The following is a 17,152-nucleotide window of genomic DNA, read 5'->3' on the forward strand; positions in this document are numbered from 1 at the left end:
CATGTCCTTGCTTGAAGACTGTCCGGCTTGCGGCGCGCCTGCGACGCGCTCCCATCCTGTGCTGACGGCGCCGTTCATCGCGGCCTACGTGCTCGAGCGACCGGTCGAGCCTTGCCGCCTGATGATTTGCGACGACTGCGGGTTGTGGTTCTTCGACCGTCGCTACAGCGATGCGGAAATGGCGAAGCTCTACGGCAATTATCGCGGCGACGGCTATTTTGAGGCTCGCCACCGCTTCGAACCCTGGTACACGCGCGCCTTCAACGACCATTTGGGTCGCCACCCCCGCGAAATCGCCGCCCGCAACGCCGCCACCCTGGCGTTTCTGGACAAATCCGCCGACAGGAAAACCTTCACCACGATCCTGGACTATGGCGGTGACAGCGGCCAGTTCATACCGCCCGAACTGGTCGGGGAAAAATTCGTCTATGAACTGTCGGACGCGCCTTGCGTCCCGGGCGTGATCCGCATCGCCGACAAAAACGATTTTGCCGCCGAAGGCTATGACTTGGTCATGCTTTGCCACGTGCTCGAACACGCGCCGGACCCGGGTTCGATGTTGCGCGAAATGCATTCGCACCTGGCACGCCCCGAAGCGCGGCTATATGTCGAAGTTCCTTACGAACGCGGCTGCAACATGAAATTTGCTCCGCCAAAAGACTATTACCGCGCATGGTTGAAATTCGTCGCCGACATGCCTGTTCCTCTGATTACGCTGGTCGATTTCTATTCATCAGGTTTTCGGGATCGGTTTTCCGTCATTCCGCCGCTTGGTTTCTTCAAAATGCACGAGCACATCAATTTCTTCGATGCAGTGTCGCTGAAGCGCATCCTTGAGGCGACAGGTTATCATGTCGTTCACTGCGCTACGGATCGACGCTGCGTTCGCGCCCTGGCCCGTCGACCCGCCTGAAAAAGCGGAGCGGGCACGTCGTTCCCCGGCCATCGGCTTAGAAATGTCGAGGCGATGCTAGATTGCATCAGGATCACACGCGGCCTTCGCGGCGGCCGCCGCGCATGGAAATGGCGATACCGCTTCCATCATTGACTTCGTTGGCGTAGGCTTTTAACGCTCGTTTCGGGAGCGCCGCCCTGGCGCCTCAGGATCAACTTTAGCACGCGATTCGCGTCTCTATCGGGACAATGACATGGGTTTGCGTATCTCTGGAAAAAATATAAATATCGGCGAAGCCCTGCGCACACATGTTTCCGAGCGGTTGAAAAGCGTCACCGAGAAATATTTCGACGGCTCAGTCACTGGCCACGTCACCGTCGAACCTGAGGGATCCGGTTACCGCACCGATTGCACTCTGCATCTCGCTTCGGGCGTCACCATTCAGGCGGACGGGCGCGCGCAAGAAGTTTACGCGAGCTTCGACCAGACGGCAGCCCGCATCGAAAGCCGCATGCGCCGATACAAGCGCAAGCTGAAGGATCGCAGCGCGGCGCAACGCGAGGCCGCCAATTCCGAGCCGATGCGCTACACGGTTCTGAGCGCGCTGGACGAGACGGAAGAGGCGCCGCACGAGAGCGAGTTCAAGCCCGCCATCGTCGCCGAGTCGGAAAAGACGCTCCAGCAGCTCTCCGTCTCCGCGGCTGTCCTCGAACTCGACTTGACCGGGCTTCCGGTCCTGGCGTTCCGTCACGCCACGACGGGGCGTGTGAACGTTATCTATCGTCGCACCGACGGCAACATTGGATGGATCGATCCGGGCGGACGCGAGACCAACGCATCATGACATCTGGCGCTTGTGGGTGAGGCTGCGCGTCAGACCCCGACTCCTTGGGGGTCTGACGGGTTAGCCCCCCACAAAGGCGCCTGGATGGCTGTACTGTTCGGCACGAATTCTGCTAAAAGATAGCGTCTGCGCAGGCGAAAGACGGCCGCACGTTTTCCATTCGGCGCTGTAACGGAAAATGATCCGAATGCCGCTAGAAAATATCATCGTTCCCAACGCCATCATTCCTGCCCTTCGCGTCAACAACAAGAAGCAGGCGTTGCAGGAACTGAGCGAGAAAGCCGCAGAGATCTCCGGCTTGCCCGCCAGAGAGATCTTTGACGCCTGGCTGCAACGCGAAAAACTGAATTCCACCGGGCTGGGCGATGGCATCGCCATCCCGCACGGCAGGCTTCTGAACGCCGATCGCATCTTCGGCCTGTTCGCGCGCCTGGAACGGCCGATCGACTTCGAATCGCTCGATAATCAGCCTGTCGACATCATTTTCGGGCTGATCGCCCCGGAGTCGGCGGGGGCCGATCATCTCAAGGCGCTGGCGACCATCGCGCGCGTGCTGCGCAACCCCGCGACCGTCGCGAAGATCCGCGCGACTCGAGAGCCCTCGGCGCTTTACTCGCTTCTCATCCGCCCGGGCCGCTCGTCCGACGCCGCGTGACCCCTCAGTTTTTGAGCGCTCGGACCAGTTCCGCGAAATCCTGGGGCGCGTCGCTCTCGAACAGAAGCTCTTCACCCGTGATCGGGTGATTGAAGCCGAGCGCGCGGGCATGCAGCGCTTGCCGGTTCAGCGCCGCGAGCGCGGTGCGCGCCTCGTCCCCGAGGTGTGACGCCTTGGTCTTGAAACCCGCGCCATAGGTCTGGTCGCCGAGCAACGGATGCCCGATATGCGCCATGTGCACGCGGATTTGGTGCGTGCGCCCGGTTTCCAGCTCACAGGCGATCAGGCTGGCGATCGGCCGTCCCTCGCGATCCCGCCCGAAATTTTCCAGCACGCGCCAATGCGTGATCGCCTCCCGCCCGCGCGCCAGCGGAACCACGGCCATTTTTTCGCGCTGGATCGCGTGTCGGCCGATGGGGGCGTCGACGGCGCCGGCCTGCCGGTCGGGCGCGCCCCAGACCAGGGCCAGATATTCGCGCGTCAGATGCAGGCGGCGTCCGTGGTCCGCGAACAGCCGGGACAGTTTTTGATGCGCGCCATCCGTCTTGGCGATCACCAGCAGGCCGGAGGTGTCCTTGTCGAGTCGGTGCACGATGCCCGGCCGCTTCACCCCGCCGATGCCGGACAGGGAATCGCCGCAATGGGCGATCAGGGCGTTGACCAGCGTGCCCGTCTCATTGCCGGCGCCGGGATGGACGACGAGCCCGGCCGGCTTGTCGATCACCACGATATGGTCGTCCTCGAAAACGACGTTTATCGGAATATCCTCGCCCATCGGCTCGGCCGGCGCCGCGTCGGGAATTTCGATGGCGATTTTTTGGGCGGCGCGGATTTTTAGCTTGGCCTGGCCCGCCCTGGCCCCGTCGATCGTCACGTGGCCCGCTTCGATCAGCGCCTGCACGCGCGTCCGCGAAACGTTTTCGGCCTGGACCGGGCCCTGGGCGCTCAAAAACTGGTCAAGGCGCTGGCCCGCGTCGGCCTCGTCAACTTCAATTTCGATCATCTTCATGGCGCCGATAGAAACGGCGGAGGAAAAATTGTAAAGCCCAACGATGAGAAAAGCTTTTGTCATCGGCGCCGGTCCCGCGGGCCTGAGCGCCGCCGAAGGTTTGGCGCGGGCCGGGATCAAGACCCATGTCTTCGAGCGCATGGCGAGCCCGGCGCGCAAATTCCTGATGGCGGGGCGCGGCGGCCTCAACCTGACCCATTCCGAAGATTTTGAGCGTTTTTTGGCGCGCTACGGTGACGCAAGGGAAAGACTTGCCCCGTTTCTGCGCGATTTCGGGCCCGAGCAATTGCGCGACTGGTGCGCGGAGCTGGGGCAGGAGACGTTTGTTGGCTCCAGCGGGCGCGTCTTCCCGAAAAATTTCAAGGCCTCGCCCTTGCTGCGGGCGTGGTTGCGCCGCCTTTCGACATTGGGCGTCGAGTTTCACCTGCGCCATCGGCTTGAAGGGTTTGAAAATGGCCAAGCCCGCTTTCAAGACCCGGATGGCGTCAAGACCGTCGAGGCCGACGCTTTCGTGCTGGCGCTGGGCGGCGCATCCTGGCCCCGGCTCGGTTCGGACGGGTCCTGGGTCGAACCGCTCAAAGAGATTGGGCTGACCTCCACCCCCCTTCGCCCCGCCAATTGCGGTTTTGTGGTCGCCTGGTCGCAGCCGATGATCGAAAAATGCGCGGGTCACCCGCTGAAGAACATCGGTCTGTCCGTGAACGGACGGCGCGCGCGCGGCGAATGCGTCATCACCCGCGGGGGGCTCGAAGGGGGCGTCGTCTACGCCTGTTCCCATGAGGTTGGCGAGCTGTTGCGCGCCGAAAAATCCCCGGACATTCGCATCGATCTGAGGCCTGACGTCACGGTCGAATCGCTGGCGGCCCGGTTGGCGCGGCCGCGCGGAAAGAACAGTTTTTCCAACTTCTTGCGCAAAGCCGCGCATCTTGATGCGGCCGCCGTCGCGCTGCTGCGCGAGGGCGGCCCATTTCCCGGCGAGCCCGGCGCGCTGGCCGCCTTGATCAAATCCGTTCCGTTGGCGGTTTGCGGCGTCGCCGGGCTGGAGCGAGCGATTTCGACGGCCGGCGGCGTGATCTGGGACGACCTCGACGAAAATCTAATGTCGAAAGCGTTTCCGGGCCTGTTCGTCGCCGGCGAAATGCTCGACTGGACCGCGCCGACCGGCGGCTATTTGCTGACCGCCTGCTTCGCCACCGGGCGGGCGGCGGGCGAAGCCGCGGCGCGATGGCTCAAAAGGCGAGGGTGACGCTGACGGGCGCGTGGTCCGAGGGACGCTCCCAGCCGCGCGCTTCCCTCAAAATGTCCATGGCGGTCAGGTTCGGACCCAGGGCGTTCGACACCCAGACATGATCGAGCCGTCGCCCCTTGTCAGCCTTGGCCCAATCCGGCGACCGGTAGCTCCACCACGTATAAAGTTTTTCGTCCATGGGCCGGAAGCGTCTGAGCGCATCGACCCAGGCGCCGTCGCCCAGGATCGCCTTGAGCTTGTCGGTTTCAACCGGCGTATGGCTCACGACCTTGAGCAGCGCCTTGTGGCTCCAGACGTCGTGCTCGTGCGGCGCGACATTGAAATCGCCCACCAGGATCGTGTTCGCCTGCGAAATCTCGGCAGCGCGCGTCCATTCGTGGAATTCGTCGAGGAAAGCGAGTTTGTGGGCGAATTTCGCGTTGATCTCGGGGTCGGGCTCGTCGCCGCCTGCCGGAATGTAGAAATTGTGCAGCTGGATCGACCGGCCCCCGACCTCGAACGCGGCGCCGATGTGGCGCGCGTCGCCCTTGTCGCAGAAATCGCGACGGCTGGCCTCGCCGAGCGGCAGGCGCGAGGCGATGGCGACGCCGTGATACCCTTTTTGGCCGTTGATCAGAATATGCTCATAGCCGGCTTGCCGAAGCGCGGAGAGCGGGAATTCGCTGTCGCGGCACTTGGTTTCCTGAAAGCAGACGATGTCAGGCGCATGCCGTTTCAAAAAATCCGTCACCAGACCGATGCGCAGACGGATGGAATTGATGTTCCAAGTGGTGATCTTGAGGTTCAAGGGTAACTCCAGAGCTGGCGGGGCCTTGCGATATCCGCGCCACTCATGTCATCGCGAACGGCCTACTCGGAAAAAATGCCTTCGCTGGGGATGCGAAACAGGTTTGCGCTCGGCGTCGTCGTCTTGTCGATGTTGTGCAGGACCACGAGCGTTTCATAGCCTTGCGGATCCTTGACGGTCCACTGGGTCAAGTTGAAATTCTTCGCGTCGAAATACAGACCAATGGTCGAGGTGCCTCCAAAAGTCGTAGAATCCTCGACGATGATGATGGTCTTGTCCTTTGCCGTCGTGACGTTGGTGATCCTCACGTCTTTCTTGAGATGAAGATCGTTCTTGAGCAGGAATTTCAGCGGGGTCTGCTCAATGAAATAGGTTTCCTGCGTCTTCAGCTTGCGGTCGCGGATCGCGACGGAGCGGCCGTCCGCAATGATTTCCATGGTCGCGGGTTCGGCATATTCGAAACGCATGCGCCCCGGCTTCACCACGTAAAGCTTGCCTTCGGCGCGACGGCCATCCTGTCCCGTCTGGACAAAATCGGCGGTCATCGCGCGCGAGGAATTGAAATAGTCATCGGCCATCTGAATGGCGACGTCCGGGTCGCTGACGGGGCCTGGCGCCGGCTTCGCCACCTTTTTTTCCGCCTGTTCCGCGGCGGTTGGGGCTGGGGCAGGAGCAGGCTCGGGCTTTGCGGCTTTCTTGTCCGCGGCGGGGGCGGGTTCGGGTTTGGCGACTTTTTTGTCGGACTTGTCGGACGGTTTTGCGGTCTCCGCCAACGCCGTCTGAACGCCGATCGACAGAATCAGGCCGAACCAAAAAATCGCCTTGCTCAGTTTCATTTGTGGGACCTTCGACCCCAGGCGCCGGCGATTGCCGAAGGGCGGGGCCTTGCATGTCTAAGAAGGAGGGGTACGCACGGCGGGACTATAGAATTTTGTTTGTGGCGGCAATAGGACGCTATTCCACGTCGCCGCCCACAAGAATCTGGCGTTTGCCCGCATGGTTGGCGGGACCAACAACCCCCTCCTTCTCCATGCGCTCCACCAGCGACGCCGCCTTGTTGTAGCCGACCTGAAGCCGCCGTTGCACATAGGAGGTGGAGCACTTCTTGTCGCGCAGCACCACCGCCACCGCGCGGTCGTAGAGGTCGGCGCCCTCGTCGTCGCCCATTGGCAACCGGGCTTCCTCGTCCTCGTCGTCGTCCTCGACTGTCACCGCATCCAAATATTCCGGCTGGCCTTGCATTTTGAGGTGCGCCACCACGCGCTCGACCTCGGTGTCGGAGACGAATGGGCCGTGGACGCGCACGATGCGGCCGCCGCCGGCCATGTAGAGCATGTCGCCCTGGCCCAGAAGCTGCTCCGCGCCCATCTCGCCCAGAATGGTGCGGCTGTCGATTTTCGACGTCACCTGGAAGGAGATGCGGGTGGGGAAATTCGCCTTGATCGTGCCGGTGATCACGTCGACCGAGGGGCGCTGCGTCGCCATGATCAGGTGGATGCCCGCCGCGCGCGCCATTTGCGCCAGGCGCTGGATCGCGCCTTCGATTTCTTTCCCCGCGACCATCATCAGGTCGGCCATTTCATCGACGATGACGACGATATAGGGCAGGGTGGACAGGTCCATCTGCTCCTGTTCGTAGATCGCCTCGCCGGTCTCGCGGTCAAAGCCGGTTTGAACCGTGCGGGTGATCACTTCTCCCTTTGCTGTCGCCTCGGTGACGCGGGCGTTAAACCCGTCGATGTTGCGGACGCCCAGCTTGGACATCTTCTTGTAGCGGTCCTCCATCTCGCGCACCGCCCATTTGAGCGCCACGACCGCCTTTTTCGGGTCGGTGACGACGGGGGTGAGCAGGTGGGGGATGCCGTCGTAGACCGACAGCTCCAGCATTTTCGGGTCGACCATGATCAGCCGGCAGTCCTGCGGCTTCAGCTTGTAAAGCAGGCTGAGGATCATGGTGTTGATGGCGACCGATTTGCCCGAGCCGGTGGTGCCGGCGACCAGCAGATGCGGCATTTTGGCGAGATCGACGATGACTGGCTCGCCGCCGATGGTTTTGCCCAGCGCGATGGCGAGGCGGTGTTTTGAGTCGGAGAAATCGGGCGAGGCGATGAGCTCGCGCAAATAAACGGTTTCGCGGCGCGGATTGGGCAGTTCGATGCCGATGGCGTTGCGGCCGGGAACGACCGCGACGCGCGCGGAAACCGCCGACATGGAGCGGGCGATGTCGTCGGCCAAGCCGATGACGCGCGAGGATTTGATGCCCGGGGCGGGTTCGAATTCATACAGGGTCACGACCGGGCCGGGGTGGACGCTGACAATATCCCCCTTCACGGAAAAATCATCCAGCACGCTCTCGAGCATGTTTGCGCCCTGTTCAAGCGTTTCCTTTGGGAAGGACCGCGGACCCGCTTTTGGCGGATTGAGCAGACCAGCGTCAGGCAGACCGAACGGGCCATCGGCGACGCGCGACGCCGACTCATGGTGCGAGCGGCGCGCGCTCCGGCCCGGCGATTCGGCGAGGCCCGAAAAGGCTTCCGCAACGGGTTCGCTGGCTCTCTCTCGCCGGTCGAGATTGAACCCGCCTTCGGGTTCGCGGCGATCGATCGGGGCCATGCGCTTCCCGGGGACCAGACGCCTGAGTCCTTCGAGCGCGCGACGGATGAACGGCTCCTTCTCAGCCCGCAAGCCGCCGCGCATTTCGCTGGAGGCCTGCTTTTCCCTTTGAGGCAGGTGGCCAAAGCCGGCGGCGATGGACAGCGAAAAAATCGCGGTGACGCCGAGCACCAGCGCGGTCAGGGCCAGGCCGGCGCTGGAAAAATAGAGGCGCGGCAGCGACAGGACGGCGTCGCCGATCACCCCGCCCATTCCGGTCGGCAGCGGCCAGCGCTCGGTGTTGGGCAGCAGGGATGCGAGCGCCGCGGACGAAATGATCCCGAGCAGCCAATAGCCCGACCGTAGCTTGCCCGCGCTCGTCGGTTGGTGGATCGCCACGCGCCAACCGAAGAAACCGAGCGGCGCAAGCAAGGCGATAGAGCTCACCCCAACAAGCTGCATCACAAGGTCGGCGACGATGGCGCCGTGGACGCCGAGAACGTTGTGGACCTTGGCGTCGGTCGCATGGTTCAGGCTGGGGTCGTTGATCGACCAGGTCGCCAGCGATGCGCCGAGGGCGACGGTCGCGGCGATGATGGCGATTCCGATAAGCTCCTGAAATCGGCGCCGCATGAAGAGCCGCGCCGACTCGGGCAAGAAATCTCCCAGAGGAAAGGTCGTCGTGCGCATGAGCCCCGGATTTGCTGCTCGCTAACAAGGATGCGTTCAGCATAGTCGCGCGGGGTTAACCGGCGCTTAACCTTCTGAGCGCGCGCCGGCACAAAAAAGCGGCCCGAAAGCCGCTTTGATTGATTTCTGTTGAACCGCGTCAGGCGGCTTCCTCAACGTCGGCGTCATCGACGGGGTCATCGGCTTTGGCGACGCGACGCGGGCTTTTCGCCAACTGCCCTTCGATCACCTTGAGCGACTCGCTGTCCGTCAACTTTTGCACGACGGCGATTTCGCGGGCCATGCGGTCGAGCGCGGCTTCGTAAAGCTGCCGTTCGGAATAGGATTGCTCAGGCTGGACCTCGGACCGGTAGAGATCGCGAACGACTTCGGCGATGGCGACCAGATCGCCCGAGTTGATCTTGGCTTCATATTCCTGCGCGCGGCGGGACCACATGGTCCGCTTGATGCGCGCCCGGCCGGTGAGGGTATCAAGAGCCTTCTTGACCACGTCCGCCTCGGCGAGCTTGCGCATGCCGACCGACGAGACTTTCGGCGTCGGAACCTTCAGCGTCATCTTGTCCTTGGCGAAGGAAATGACGTACAGCTCCAGCTTGAATCCGGCGACTTCCTGTTCCTCGATCGCGGTGATCTGGCCAACGCCATGCGCCGGATACACGATAAATTCATTGGCCTTGAAGGTCGCTTTCGTCGAACTTCCCTTGCCAGTTTTACTGGCGGCGGCTTGAGTCTTGTTTGGGTCATTGGAACGGAGAGAGGCTGCGGCGTTCGCCGGCAAGGAGGGTTTTTTCTGCGTCACCTTGAACCATTCGCTAAGGTTTGAGTTCAAATCTTCAGTGCAGGGTCTGATCGGTCCTGGGCTGAGTCTTCGATAAGGGCGTTGGTCACGCCCACTTCAGCTCCGTTGTGGGCTGAAATCGCTTTCAAACGCGTTTGTCGATGGGCGTTCCCTTTGCTTGCTTACGAGCGGCACGAAAGTTCGTTATTGTTCGGCTTCCCCTGAGGGGCTTCAGGTGAGCAGAACGCGCTTTGGCCTTTCGAGTCTGCGCCTTTCAAGCGCGCAAGTCCCGGGACGAGTGATGGACTTCAGGCAAAAATAGGTCCCGCGCCTAAGCGGGGACCCGGCCGTGCGTCGATTTTTCCTCGTGAGCTGAGCTTGCTGTGCTTTCCGACGATTGCGTAAGCTTCAATATCATAAGTTAACGAACGAATCAAAGGATTATTGACCCGCCAAAAATATCAGGCAGTCAATGGTTAAGATCGTGGCCGCAGGAGCCCGGTTTGGTTCCTGCGGCGGAACCGCGTTGTCAGTCACCCTTGCCGGGGTTCTTGCTGAAGAACGCCTCGAGCTTGCCTTCGCGACCGTCATATTCCTTGGCTTGCGCCATGGCTTCGCGCTTGATCGTCACATTCGGCCATATCTGCGCGAAATCCGCGTTGAGCTTGAGCCACTTTTCGAGATCCGGCTCCGTGTCCGGCTTGATGGCTTCCGCCGGGCACTCCGGCTCGCACACGCCGCAGTCAATGCACTCGTCGGGGTGGATGACGAGCATGTTTTCACCCTCGTAGAAACAATCCACAGGGCACACCTCGACGCAATCCATGTACTTACACATGATGCAATTGTCGACGACGACGTAGGTCATTATCCTCTCCCCGCGCGCCAAGGGACCGCGCGATCAACTTCTGGCGTGCGGGTAGCTAGCGCTTTTGTTGACGTCATGCAAGCCGCGCGTGGCGCGCATAGCCCGAATTATCGCCCGCCGCACCGGGGCGTTTGCGTGTCCGCAAAAAGCTCCGCCAGCTTCTCCGTCATGGCGCCGCCAAGCTCCTCCGCGTCGACGATTGTGAGCGCGCGGCTGTAATAGCGCGTGACGTCATGTCCAATGCCGATCGCCAGAAGTTCGACGCGACCCTGGCTCTCGATTTGCGCGATCATCTGGCGCAGGTGCTTTTCGAGATAGTGCCCGGAATTCACTGAAAGCGTGGAATCATCCACCGGCGCGCCGTCTGAAATCATCATCAGGATCTTGCGTTGCTCGTGACGGCCAAGCAGTCTCTTGTAAGCCCAGTCCAGCGCCTCGCCGTCGATGTTTTCCTTGAGCAGGCCTTCGCGCATCATCAGCCCGAGGTTTTTCCTCGACCGGCGCCAGGGCGCGTCCGCCGCCTTGTAGACAATATGCCGCAGGTCATTAAGCCGGCCGGGGTTCGGAGGCTTGCCGGCGGCGAGCCAGGCTTCGCGGGCCTGGCCGCCTTTCCACGCCCGCGTGGTGAACCCGAGGATCTCCACCTTGACGCCGCAGCGCTCAAGCGTGCGCGCCAGAATGTCCGCGCAGGTCGCCGCCACCGTGATCGGGCGGCCGCGCATCGAGCCGGAATTGTCGATCAGCAGGGTCACGACCGTATCGCGGAAATCGGCGTCCTTTTCGCGCTTGAACGACAGCGGCGTTTGCGAATCGATAATGACGCGCGTGAGACGCGCCGGGTCGAGCATGCCCTCTTCGAGGTCGAATTCCCAGGCGCGGTTTTGTTGCGCCATGAGACGCCTTTGCAGCCGGTTGGCGAGTCGCGCCACCACTGCGGACAAGTTCTGCAACTGCTTGTCGAGATAGGCGCGCAGCCGCTCCAGTTCTTCGGAGTCGCAGAGATCCTCGGCGCTAACCGTTTCGTCGAACTGCGGCGCATAGGCCCGATATTCGAGGCCTGCGGGAAGGGCGTTCGGCGGCGGTGCGCGACGCGCGCCAGAAGGCTCCTCGCTGTCGCCGGGGGCGAGATCGTCGGGCGTCTCGCCGGGCGGGCCGCTCTCGACTTCGCCCTGCAAATCAGGCGCGGCCTCTTCGGCTTCCTCGACGCGTTCGCTTTTCAGCGGATCGAAGGACTCCTGCTGTTCGCCCTCGCCGTCCGCATCGGAATTGTCCGTCTCCGGGTTTTCGTCGGACTCGTCCTCGTCCTCGTCGAGGCGGTCGTCACCCTTTTCGGCGAGATCGAGATCCTCGAGAATGGCCCGAACGATCCTGGCGAAACCGCGCTGATCCTCGAGCGCGCCAGTGAGCTTCGCCAGCCTGTCGCCGCCTAGCCGCGCCCGGATGACGTCACGCCAGAGGTCGACGACGGCGCGCGCGGACTCCGGCGGCGGCTGTCCCGTAAAATGCTCACGGGCCAGCAGCGCCAGCGCGTCTGCGAGCGGCGCGTCGTCGCGCGAGCGCACCGAAGCGAGGCCTGCGCGCTGATAGCGGTCGTCGAGCGCGGCGTGCAAGTTTTGCGCGACGCCGACCATGCGCCGGGCGCCGATGCATTCCACGCGCGTCTGTTCTAGGGCGTCGAACACGGCGCGGCCGGTCTCGCCGTGTGGCATGATTTTCTGGTGCAGCCGCGCGTCGTGACAGGCGAGGCGCAGCGCGGCGGAATCCGCCTGTCCGCGCAGGACCGTGGCATCGCGCGCGCTCAGCCGGCGCGGGGGCTCGGGCAGGCGCAACGCGCCGGGCTCTGACGCCTGGATGTAGCCCGGCTTGTCGACGACAAAACTGACGTCGAGTTCGGGCCGGGCCGCCATGGCGCGCAGGCAGCCGACAACCGCTCGCTTGAAGGGCTCCGCGGGCCCCTCGCGCGGAGTCGAAGGCGTATGGTTGGTGAGTGTCACGGGCGACCTCGGCCTTGCGCTCGTCAGCTCAGAGCCACGTTTACCGCCGATTCCGGCAGGTCTTTTCCAAAGCAGCGCTGATAGAATTCCGCGACGAGGGGACGTTCGAGTTCGTCGCATTTGTTGAGGAAGGTCAGGCGGAAGGCGAAGCCGACGTCGCCGAAGATCTCGCAGTTTTCGGCCCAGGTTATCACGGTGCGCGGGCTCATCACCGTCGAGAGGTCGCCGGCCATGAAGGCGTTGCGGGTCAGATCGGCGACGCGCACCATCTTGCCGATCATGTCGAGCCCCTCGGCGCCCGCCTGCTTGACCTTGGCGGCGACAATATCGACTTCCTTGTCGTGCGGCAGATAGTTCAGGGTCGTGACGATCGACCAGCGGTCCATCTGGCCCTGGTTGATTTGCTGCGTGCCGTGATAGAGCCCCGAAGTGTCGCCGAGGCCGATGGTGTTGGCGGTGGCGAACAGGCGGAACGCCGGGTGCGGCTTGATCACGCGGTTCTGGTCGAGCAGGGTCAGGCGGCCGGAAACCTCCAGCACGCGCTGGATCACGAACATCACGTCCGGGCGGCCCGCGTCATATTCGTCGAAACACAGGGCGACGTTGTTTTGCAGCGCCCAAGGCAGCATGCCGTCGCGGAATTCCGTCACCTGCTTGCCGTCCTTGAGGACGATGGCGTCCTTGCCGACGAGGTCGATGCGCGAGACATGGCTGTCGAGGTTGACGCGCACGCAGGGCCAGTTCAGGCGCGCGGCGACCTGTTCGATATGGGTCGATTTGCCGGTGCCGTGGTAGCCGGTGACCATAACGCGGCGATTGAAGGCGAAGCCGGCGAGAATTGCGAGCGTGGTGGTGCGGTCGAACAGATAGTCCGGGTCGAGTTCCGGCACATGTTCACTCTTCTGCGAAAACGCGGGCGCCTTCATGTCCGAGTCGAAGCCGAAGGCCTCGCGAACCGAAATGAACGTGTCCGGAATCGAGATCGGGGGCAGTGTCAAAGACGTCAATGGCCTCAGTCCTGAATTACGCGCGGCTTCCACGCCAGCAAGACTCTTATGTGGGTGGGAGACGGATTGCGAGGAAAAGCTTGTCACACGGCGCGGAAGGAGCGCAAGACGTTATAGGCGTTGATGATCTCGCGCAGCCTGTCCTCGTTGGAGCGGTCGCCGCCATTGGCGTCGGGATGCAGCCGCTTCACCAGCTCCTTGTAGCGCACCTTGATTTCGCCGGGTCCGGCGTCGTCGTCGAGGCCGAGGACGTGCAAGGCCTTTCGCGCGACGACCCCGTGGCGCGGCGTGCGGTTCCGGGCGGTCTTCCCCTGCATGTGGAAAGGGTCGGCCATGCCCGGGCTCGCGGGGCCCGCGCGATTGGCGCCCATTTTCCAGGTGGGGCGATGACCGGTGACGGCGTCCTTCTGGTAGCGAAGCAGGTCTTCGTCGCTCATGCCGTTGAAATAATTGTAGGTGGCGTTGTATTCACGCACATGGTCGAGGCAAAAGCAGAAATACTGGCCTTCGCGCAATCGCCCCATCGGCGCGCGAAACTCGCCCGTCGCCTGGCATCCGGGATGCGCGCAGACCGGCCCGCGCGCAGTCGGCGCTGGCTGCTCGCTCTTGGCTTCGCGCCGAGTCCTGATACGGTCGAACAGAGGTGAGTTCAGATTCATGGTTCGGCACAATATGGCGTGGTCGGCGCCGCGGGCAAGGACGGGATTCAGATTAAATCCTGTTGACTTACCAAATTGCCGGCAAACCAGGGCACAGGGGAAAAAATGACGGTCAGTCTTCGCGAACGCATGGAAAACAAGCTGAAGCAAGCTTTTCACTCGACCGAGGTGCAGGTGATCGACGAGTCGCACAAGCACGCCGGCCATATCGTGCATGAGGGCGGCGCGCCCCATGGCGGGGAAACCCATTTTCGCGTGCGCATCGTCTCGCCCGATTTCGCCGGGAAAAGCCGGGTCGAGCGGCATCGCGCCGTGAACGCGCTGTTCGCCGAGGAATTTGCGGCGGGCGTCCATGCCTTGGCGCTGGAGACGCGCGCGCCCGGCGAGTAAGGTTTTTCGCGCGCCCGCGCCGCCTCGTTGCGGCCAGCGCGGACGCGCGACGTCATGAAATCGCCGCAAGGGGCGTTCATCGGCATCAGGACGGTTTTGGCGCCTTGATTTGACCGCGCGGCCGTTCATAACTCGTTGTGCTCGACGCGGCTTTGCTGGAAACGCGATTTGGGGGTTGCGGAACGTCATGGATTGCAAGTCTTTTCGGAACCTGCGGCTGATCTTGCCCGTGGCGCTGGTTTTGCCCCTGGCGGCGCCCGACGCGGCTTTCGCGGCCCGCAAGCACGCCCGCGGCCATCATGCGGCGCCGGCCGCGCCGGCGCCTTACGTGCCTACGCCCTATGTCGCCATCGACGTGGAAAGCGGCCGCGTCATCGCCCAGCGCGACGCGACCCGCGCCTGGTATCCTGCCTCGGTCACGAAATTGATGACGGTCTATGTCGCCCTCCAGGCGGTGGAGAGCGGCAGGCTGACGCTCGATACGCCGATGGTGGTGAGCGCGCGCGCGACTCGGGAGAAACCGTCGAAAATGGGCTTTGCCCCGGGCTCGCAGGTGACGCTCGACAACGCGCTCAAGATGCTGATGGTCAAATCGGCGAACGACATCGCCGTCACCATCGCCGAAGGCGTCTCGGGTTCGGTCGAGGCTTTTGCCACCGAAATGAACGACGCGGCGCGGTCGCTCGGCATGCAGGAATCCCATTTCGTCAATCCGAACGGGCTGCACGACCCCAATCACTACAGCTCCGCCCGGGACATGGCCGTGCTCGGCCGCGCGCTGCTGCTGCGCTTCCCCAACCAGGCCGGCCTCTACAACATCGGCGCCTTCCGCATCGGCGAGCAGGTCGTCCCCACCCATAACGGCCTGATCGGCCGTTATCCCGGCGCCGACGGCATGAAGACCGGCTTCACTTGCCCGGCGGGCTTCAATCTCGTCGCCAGCGCCACGCGCTCCGGCCGGCGGGTCATCGTCGTCGTGTTCGGCGACGTCTCCGCGCGGGTGCGCACGGCGCACGCCTCCGACCTGCTGGATCGCGCCTTCGCCAGTTCGGCCGGCGCGGACGCCATCACCGCCTTGCCCTCCGCCGGCGGTTCGCCGCCCGACATGAGGGGGCAAGCCTGCGGCCGGCGCGGAAAGGCGCAACTCGCCGCCGAGAACGAGGATTTTGGCGCGCCTGCGACGGGCTCCGAAGGCGGGGAGGCCGCGCAGCAAAAGAACGGCGCCGCCATCGCCGCGCTGCCGCGCCCGGTCTTCCAGCCGGTCGATCTCTACGTCGGCCCGCCGCCCGGCTACCAGGGGCCGGTCGCCGGCCCGCGTCCGGCGGACAGCCCCATCGGCGCGATCGCCTACACCCTGCTGCCCACGGCGGCGGCGGCTTCGGCCATTTCCGATCACGCCGCGGTCGCGCCAAAACCGCCGGCGCACAAGGCGAAGAAAGCGGCCAAGGCCAAGCCGGCCAAGGCTCACGCCAAGGCGCACGCCGGCAAAGCGAAACACAAGACCGAAGCCAAGGCCGCCGCGCATTGACGCAATCCTCGGAGAAGAAACGCCCGGTTCCGGTTCCGCTGACCATCCTCACGGGTTTTTTGGGGTCGGGAAAGACCACCCTGCTCAATCGCCTGTTGCGCGATCCGGGCCTCGCGAACGCCGTCGTCCTCATCAACGAGTTCGGCGAGATCGGGCTCGACCATTTGTTTGTCGAAAAGATCGACGGCGACATGGTGATGCTGGCGTCGGGCTGCGTCTGCTGCACCGTGCGCGGCGATCTCGTCGATGCCCTGGAAAAACTGCTGCGCGATCGCGACAACGGACGCATCCGCGCCTTTGATCGTCTCATCATCGAAACCACGGGTCTCGCCGATCCCGCGCCCGTGCTGCACACGCTGATGAGCCATCCCTATTTCCTGTTGCGGTTCCGGCTCGACGGGGTCGTGACCGTGGTCGACGCCGTCAATGGCGCGGCGACGCTGCAAAACCATCCGGAAGCGCTGAAGCAGGCGGCGATCGCGGATCGCCTGCTGTTCGCCAAGACGGACCTCCTCGACACCGAGGACCGGCGCCGCGCCTTCGAGAGCCTTTCGCAGCGTCTGAAAAAAATCAATCCCACCGCGCGCGTCCTGAGCGCGGCGGACGACATCGGCGCCGCGGACCTGCTGGATGCGGGGCTGTATGACCCGATTTCGAAAAGCCCCAATGTGCAAAAATGGCTGAACGCGGAAGCCGTGGGCGGCGAAACCTCCTGCGAGGTCTGCGGCGAGGACCACGATCACGGGCATCACCACCACGGGCACCATCACCATCACGCCCATGACGAAGCGATCCGCACGTTTTGTCTGACCAGCGCGGAACCGCTCAGCCCCGACGCCTGCGGCATGTTTCTGGAGATGCTGCGCAGCGCGCACGGGCCGAACCTGTTGCGCGTCAAAGGGCTGATTGCGCTGTCGGACGATCTTGACCGGCCCCTGGTGATCCATGGGGTCCAGCATGTCTTTCATCCGCCGGCGCGGCTGGAGTCTTGGCCCGATGACGACCGCCGGACGCGCGCCGTCTTCATCGTCAAGAATTTGAAGGCGGAATTCGTCGAGGGGCTTTACGCGGCCTTCTCGGGTCAGGCGCGGGTCGATACGCCGGACGCGTCGGCGCTGGTCGCAAATCCGCTGTCGCCCCGGTCCGGCGGCTTGTTGGGCTGAATTGGCGTGAAGGTTGAATCTTCCCGGTCGAGGCCTGCCGGCAA

General features: G+C 63.4%; 16 protein-coding genes. 7 read left to right on the forward strand and 9 right to left on the reverse strand.

The genetic code is table 11. The features are described 5' to 3' along the window. Position 1 precedes the first annotated feature (1 nt). The 3 genes from GJ654_RS06995 to GJ654_RS07005 all read left to right on the forward strand — a co-directional run bounded on the left by GJ654_RS06995 (position 2) and on the right by GJ654_RS07005 (position 2,394). Positions 2-913, forward strand: coding sequence for a class I SAM-dependent methyltransferase (locus GJ654_RS06995; protein WP_155445417.1), 912 nt, complete (start codon positions 2-4; stop codon positions 911-913). Between the two features lie 235 nt (positions 914-1,148). Next, a complete protein-coding gene (gene hpf, locus GJ654_RS07000; RefSeq protein ID WP_155445418.1) occupies positions 1,149-1,739 on the forward strand; it encodes a ribosome hibernation-promoting factor, HPF/YfiA family in 591 nt (196 codons plus the stop codon). Positions 1,740-1,926: 187 nt separating this feature from the next. Then, complete coding sequence (locus GJ654_RS07005) at positions 1,927-2,394, forward strand: PTS sugar transporter subunit IIA (RefSeq protein ID WP_155445535.1); 468 nt, start codon at positions 1,927-1,929, stop codon at positions 2,392-2,394. A 4-nt stretch (positions 2,395-2,398) separates the two neighbouring features. On the opposite strand, the gene GJ654_RS07010 is transcribed toward GJ654_RS07005, so the two are convergent. Continuing rightward, positions 2,399-3,403 carry an RluA family pseudouridine synthase gene (locus GJ654_RS07010; RefSeq protein WP_155445536.1) on the reverse strand — a complete coding sequence of 335 codons (1,005 nt, stop codon included), beginning with the start codon at positions 3,401-3,403 and terminating at the stop codon, positions 2,399-2,401. Positions 3,404-3,446: 43 nt separating this feature from the next. Between GJ654_RS07010 and GJ654_RS07015 the strand changes: the two genes are divergently transcribed. Further along, the gene (locus tag GJ654_RS07015) at positions 3,447-4,649 is read left to right on the forward strand and encodes an NAD(P)/FAD-dependent oxidoreductase (RefSeq protein ID WP_155445419.1); all 1,203 of its coding nucleotides are present in this window, start codon (positions 3,447-3,449) and stop codon (positions 4,647-4,649) included. On the opposite strand, the gene xth is transcribed toward GJ654_RS07015, so the two are convergent. The 8 genes from xth to GJ654_RS07055 all read right to left on the reverse strand — a co-directional run bounded on the left by xth (position 4,633) and on the right by GJ654_RS07055 (position 14,027). Next, positions 4,633-5,439: an exodeoxyribonuclease III gene (gene xth, locus GJ654_RS07020; RefSeq protein ID WP_155445420.1), complete on the reverse strand. Its 807-nt coding sequence runs from the start codon at positions 5,437-5,439 to the stop codon at positions 4,633-4,635. The genes GJ654_RS07015 and xth overlap by 17 nt on opposite strands. A 62-nt stretch (positions 5,440-5,501) precedes the next feature. Continuing rightward, the gene (locus GJ654_RS07025) at positions 5,502-6,275 is read right to left on the reverse strand and encodes a LolA family protein (RefSeq protein WP_155445421.1); all 774 of its coding nucleotides are present in this window, start codon (positions 6,273-6,275) and stop codon (positions 5,502-5,504) included. Positions 6,276-6,393: 118 nt separating this feature from the next. Next, on the reverse strand, positions 6,394-8,664 hold the full coding sequence (locus GJ654_RS07030) for a DNA translocase FtsK (protein WP_155445422.1): 2,271 nt from the start codon (positions 8,662-8,664) through the stop codon (positions 6,394-6,396). A gap of 196 nt (positions 8,665-8,860) precedes the next feature. After that, a complete protein-coding gene (locus GJ654_RS07035) occupies positions 8,861-9,571 on the reverse strand; it encodes a CarD family transcriptional regulator (RefSeq protein WP_425540376.1) in 711 nt (236 codons plus the stop codon). Positions 9,572-10,028: 457 nt separating this feature from the next. After that, positions 10,029-10,367: a ferredoxin FdxA gene (fdxA, locus tag GJ654_RS07040; protein ID WP_155445423.1), complete on the reverse strand. Its 339-nt coding sequence runs from the start codon at positions 10,365-10,367 to the stop codon at positions 10,029-10,031. 107 nt (positions 10,368-10,474) lie between these two features. Next, positions 10,475-12,361, reverse strand: a complete 1,887-nt coding sequence (gene cobT / locus GJ654_RS07045) for a cobaltochelatase subunit CobT (RefSeq protein ID WP_264586168.1) — start codon at positions 12,359-12,361, stop codon at positions 10,475-10,477. A gap of 23 nt (positions 12,362-12,384) precedes the next feature. After that, on the reverse strand, positions 12,385-13,368 hold the full coding sequence (gene cobS / locus GJ654_RS07050) for a cobaltochelatase subunit CobS (protein ID WP_196305462.1): 984 nt from the start codon (positions 13,366-13,368) through the stop codon (positions 12,385-12,387). An 83-nt stretch (positions 13,369-13,451) separates the two neighbouring features. Continuing rightward, a complete protein-coding gene (locus tag GJ654_RS07055) occupies positions 13,452-14,027 on the reverse strand; it encodes a J domain-containing protein (RefSeq protein WP_155445425.1) in 576 nt (191 codons plus the stop codon). Between the two features lie 105 nt (positions 14,028-14,132). On the opposite strand from GJ654_RS07055, the gene GJ654_RS07060 reads away from it, so the two are divergent. From GJ654_RS07060 to GJ654_RS07070, 3 genes are all read left to right on the forward strand, one after another. Further along, positions 14,133-14,417 (forward strand): BolA family protein, encoded by a 285-nt coding sequence (locus tag GJ654_RS07060; protein ID WP_155445426.1) that lies wholly within the window; start codon positions 14,133-14,135, stop codon positions 14,415-14,417. Between the two features lie 187 nt (positions 14,418-14,604). Continuing rightward, on the forward strand, positions 14,605-15,945 hold the full coding sequence (locus tag GJ654_RS07065) for a D-alanyl-D-alanine carboxypeptidase family protein (RefSeq protein WP_155445427.1): 1,341 nt from the start codon (positions 14,605-14,607) through the stop codon (positions 15,943-15,945). Further along, positions 15,942-17,108, forward strand: coding sequence for a CobW family GTP-binding protein (locus GJ654_RS07070; RefSeq protein WP_155445428.1), 1,167 nt, complete (start codon positions 15,942-15,944; stop codon positions 17,106-17,108). Before GJ654_RS07065 ends, GJ654_RS07070 begins: the two co-directional genes overlap by 4 nt. Positions 17,109-17,152: the final 44 nt, after the last annotated feature.

It is taken from the genome of Rhodoblastus acidophilus, assembly GCF_009720655.1.
GTDB classification, from domain to species: Bacteria; Pseudomonadota; Alphaproteobacteria; order Rhizobiales; family Beijerinckiaceae; genus Rhodoblastus; species Rhodoblastus acidophilus_A.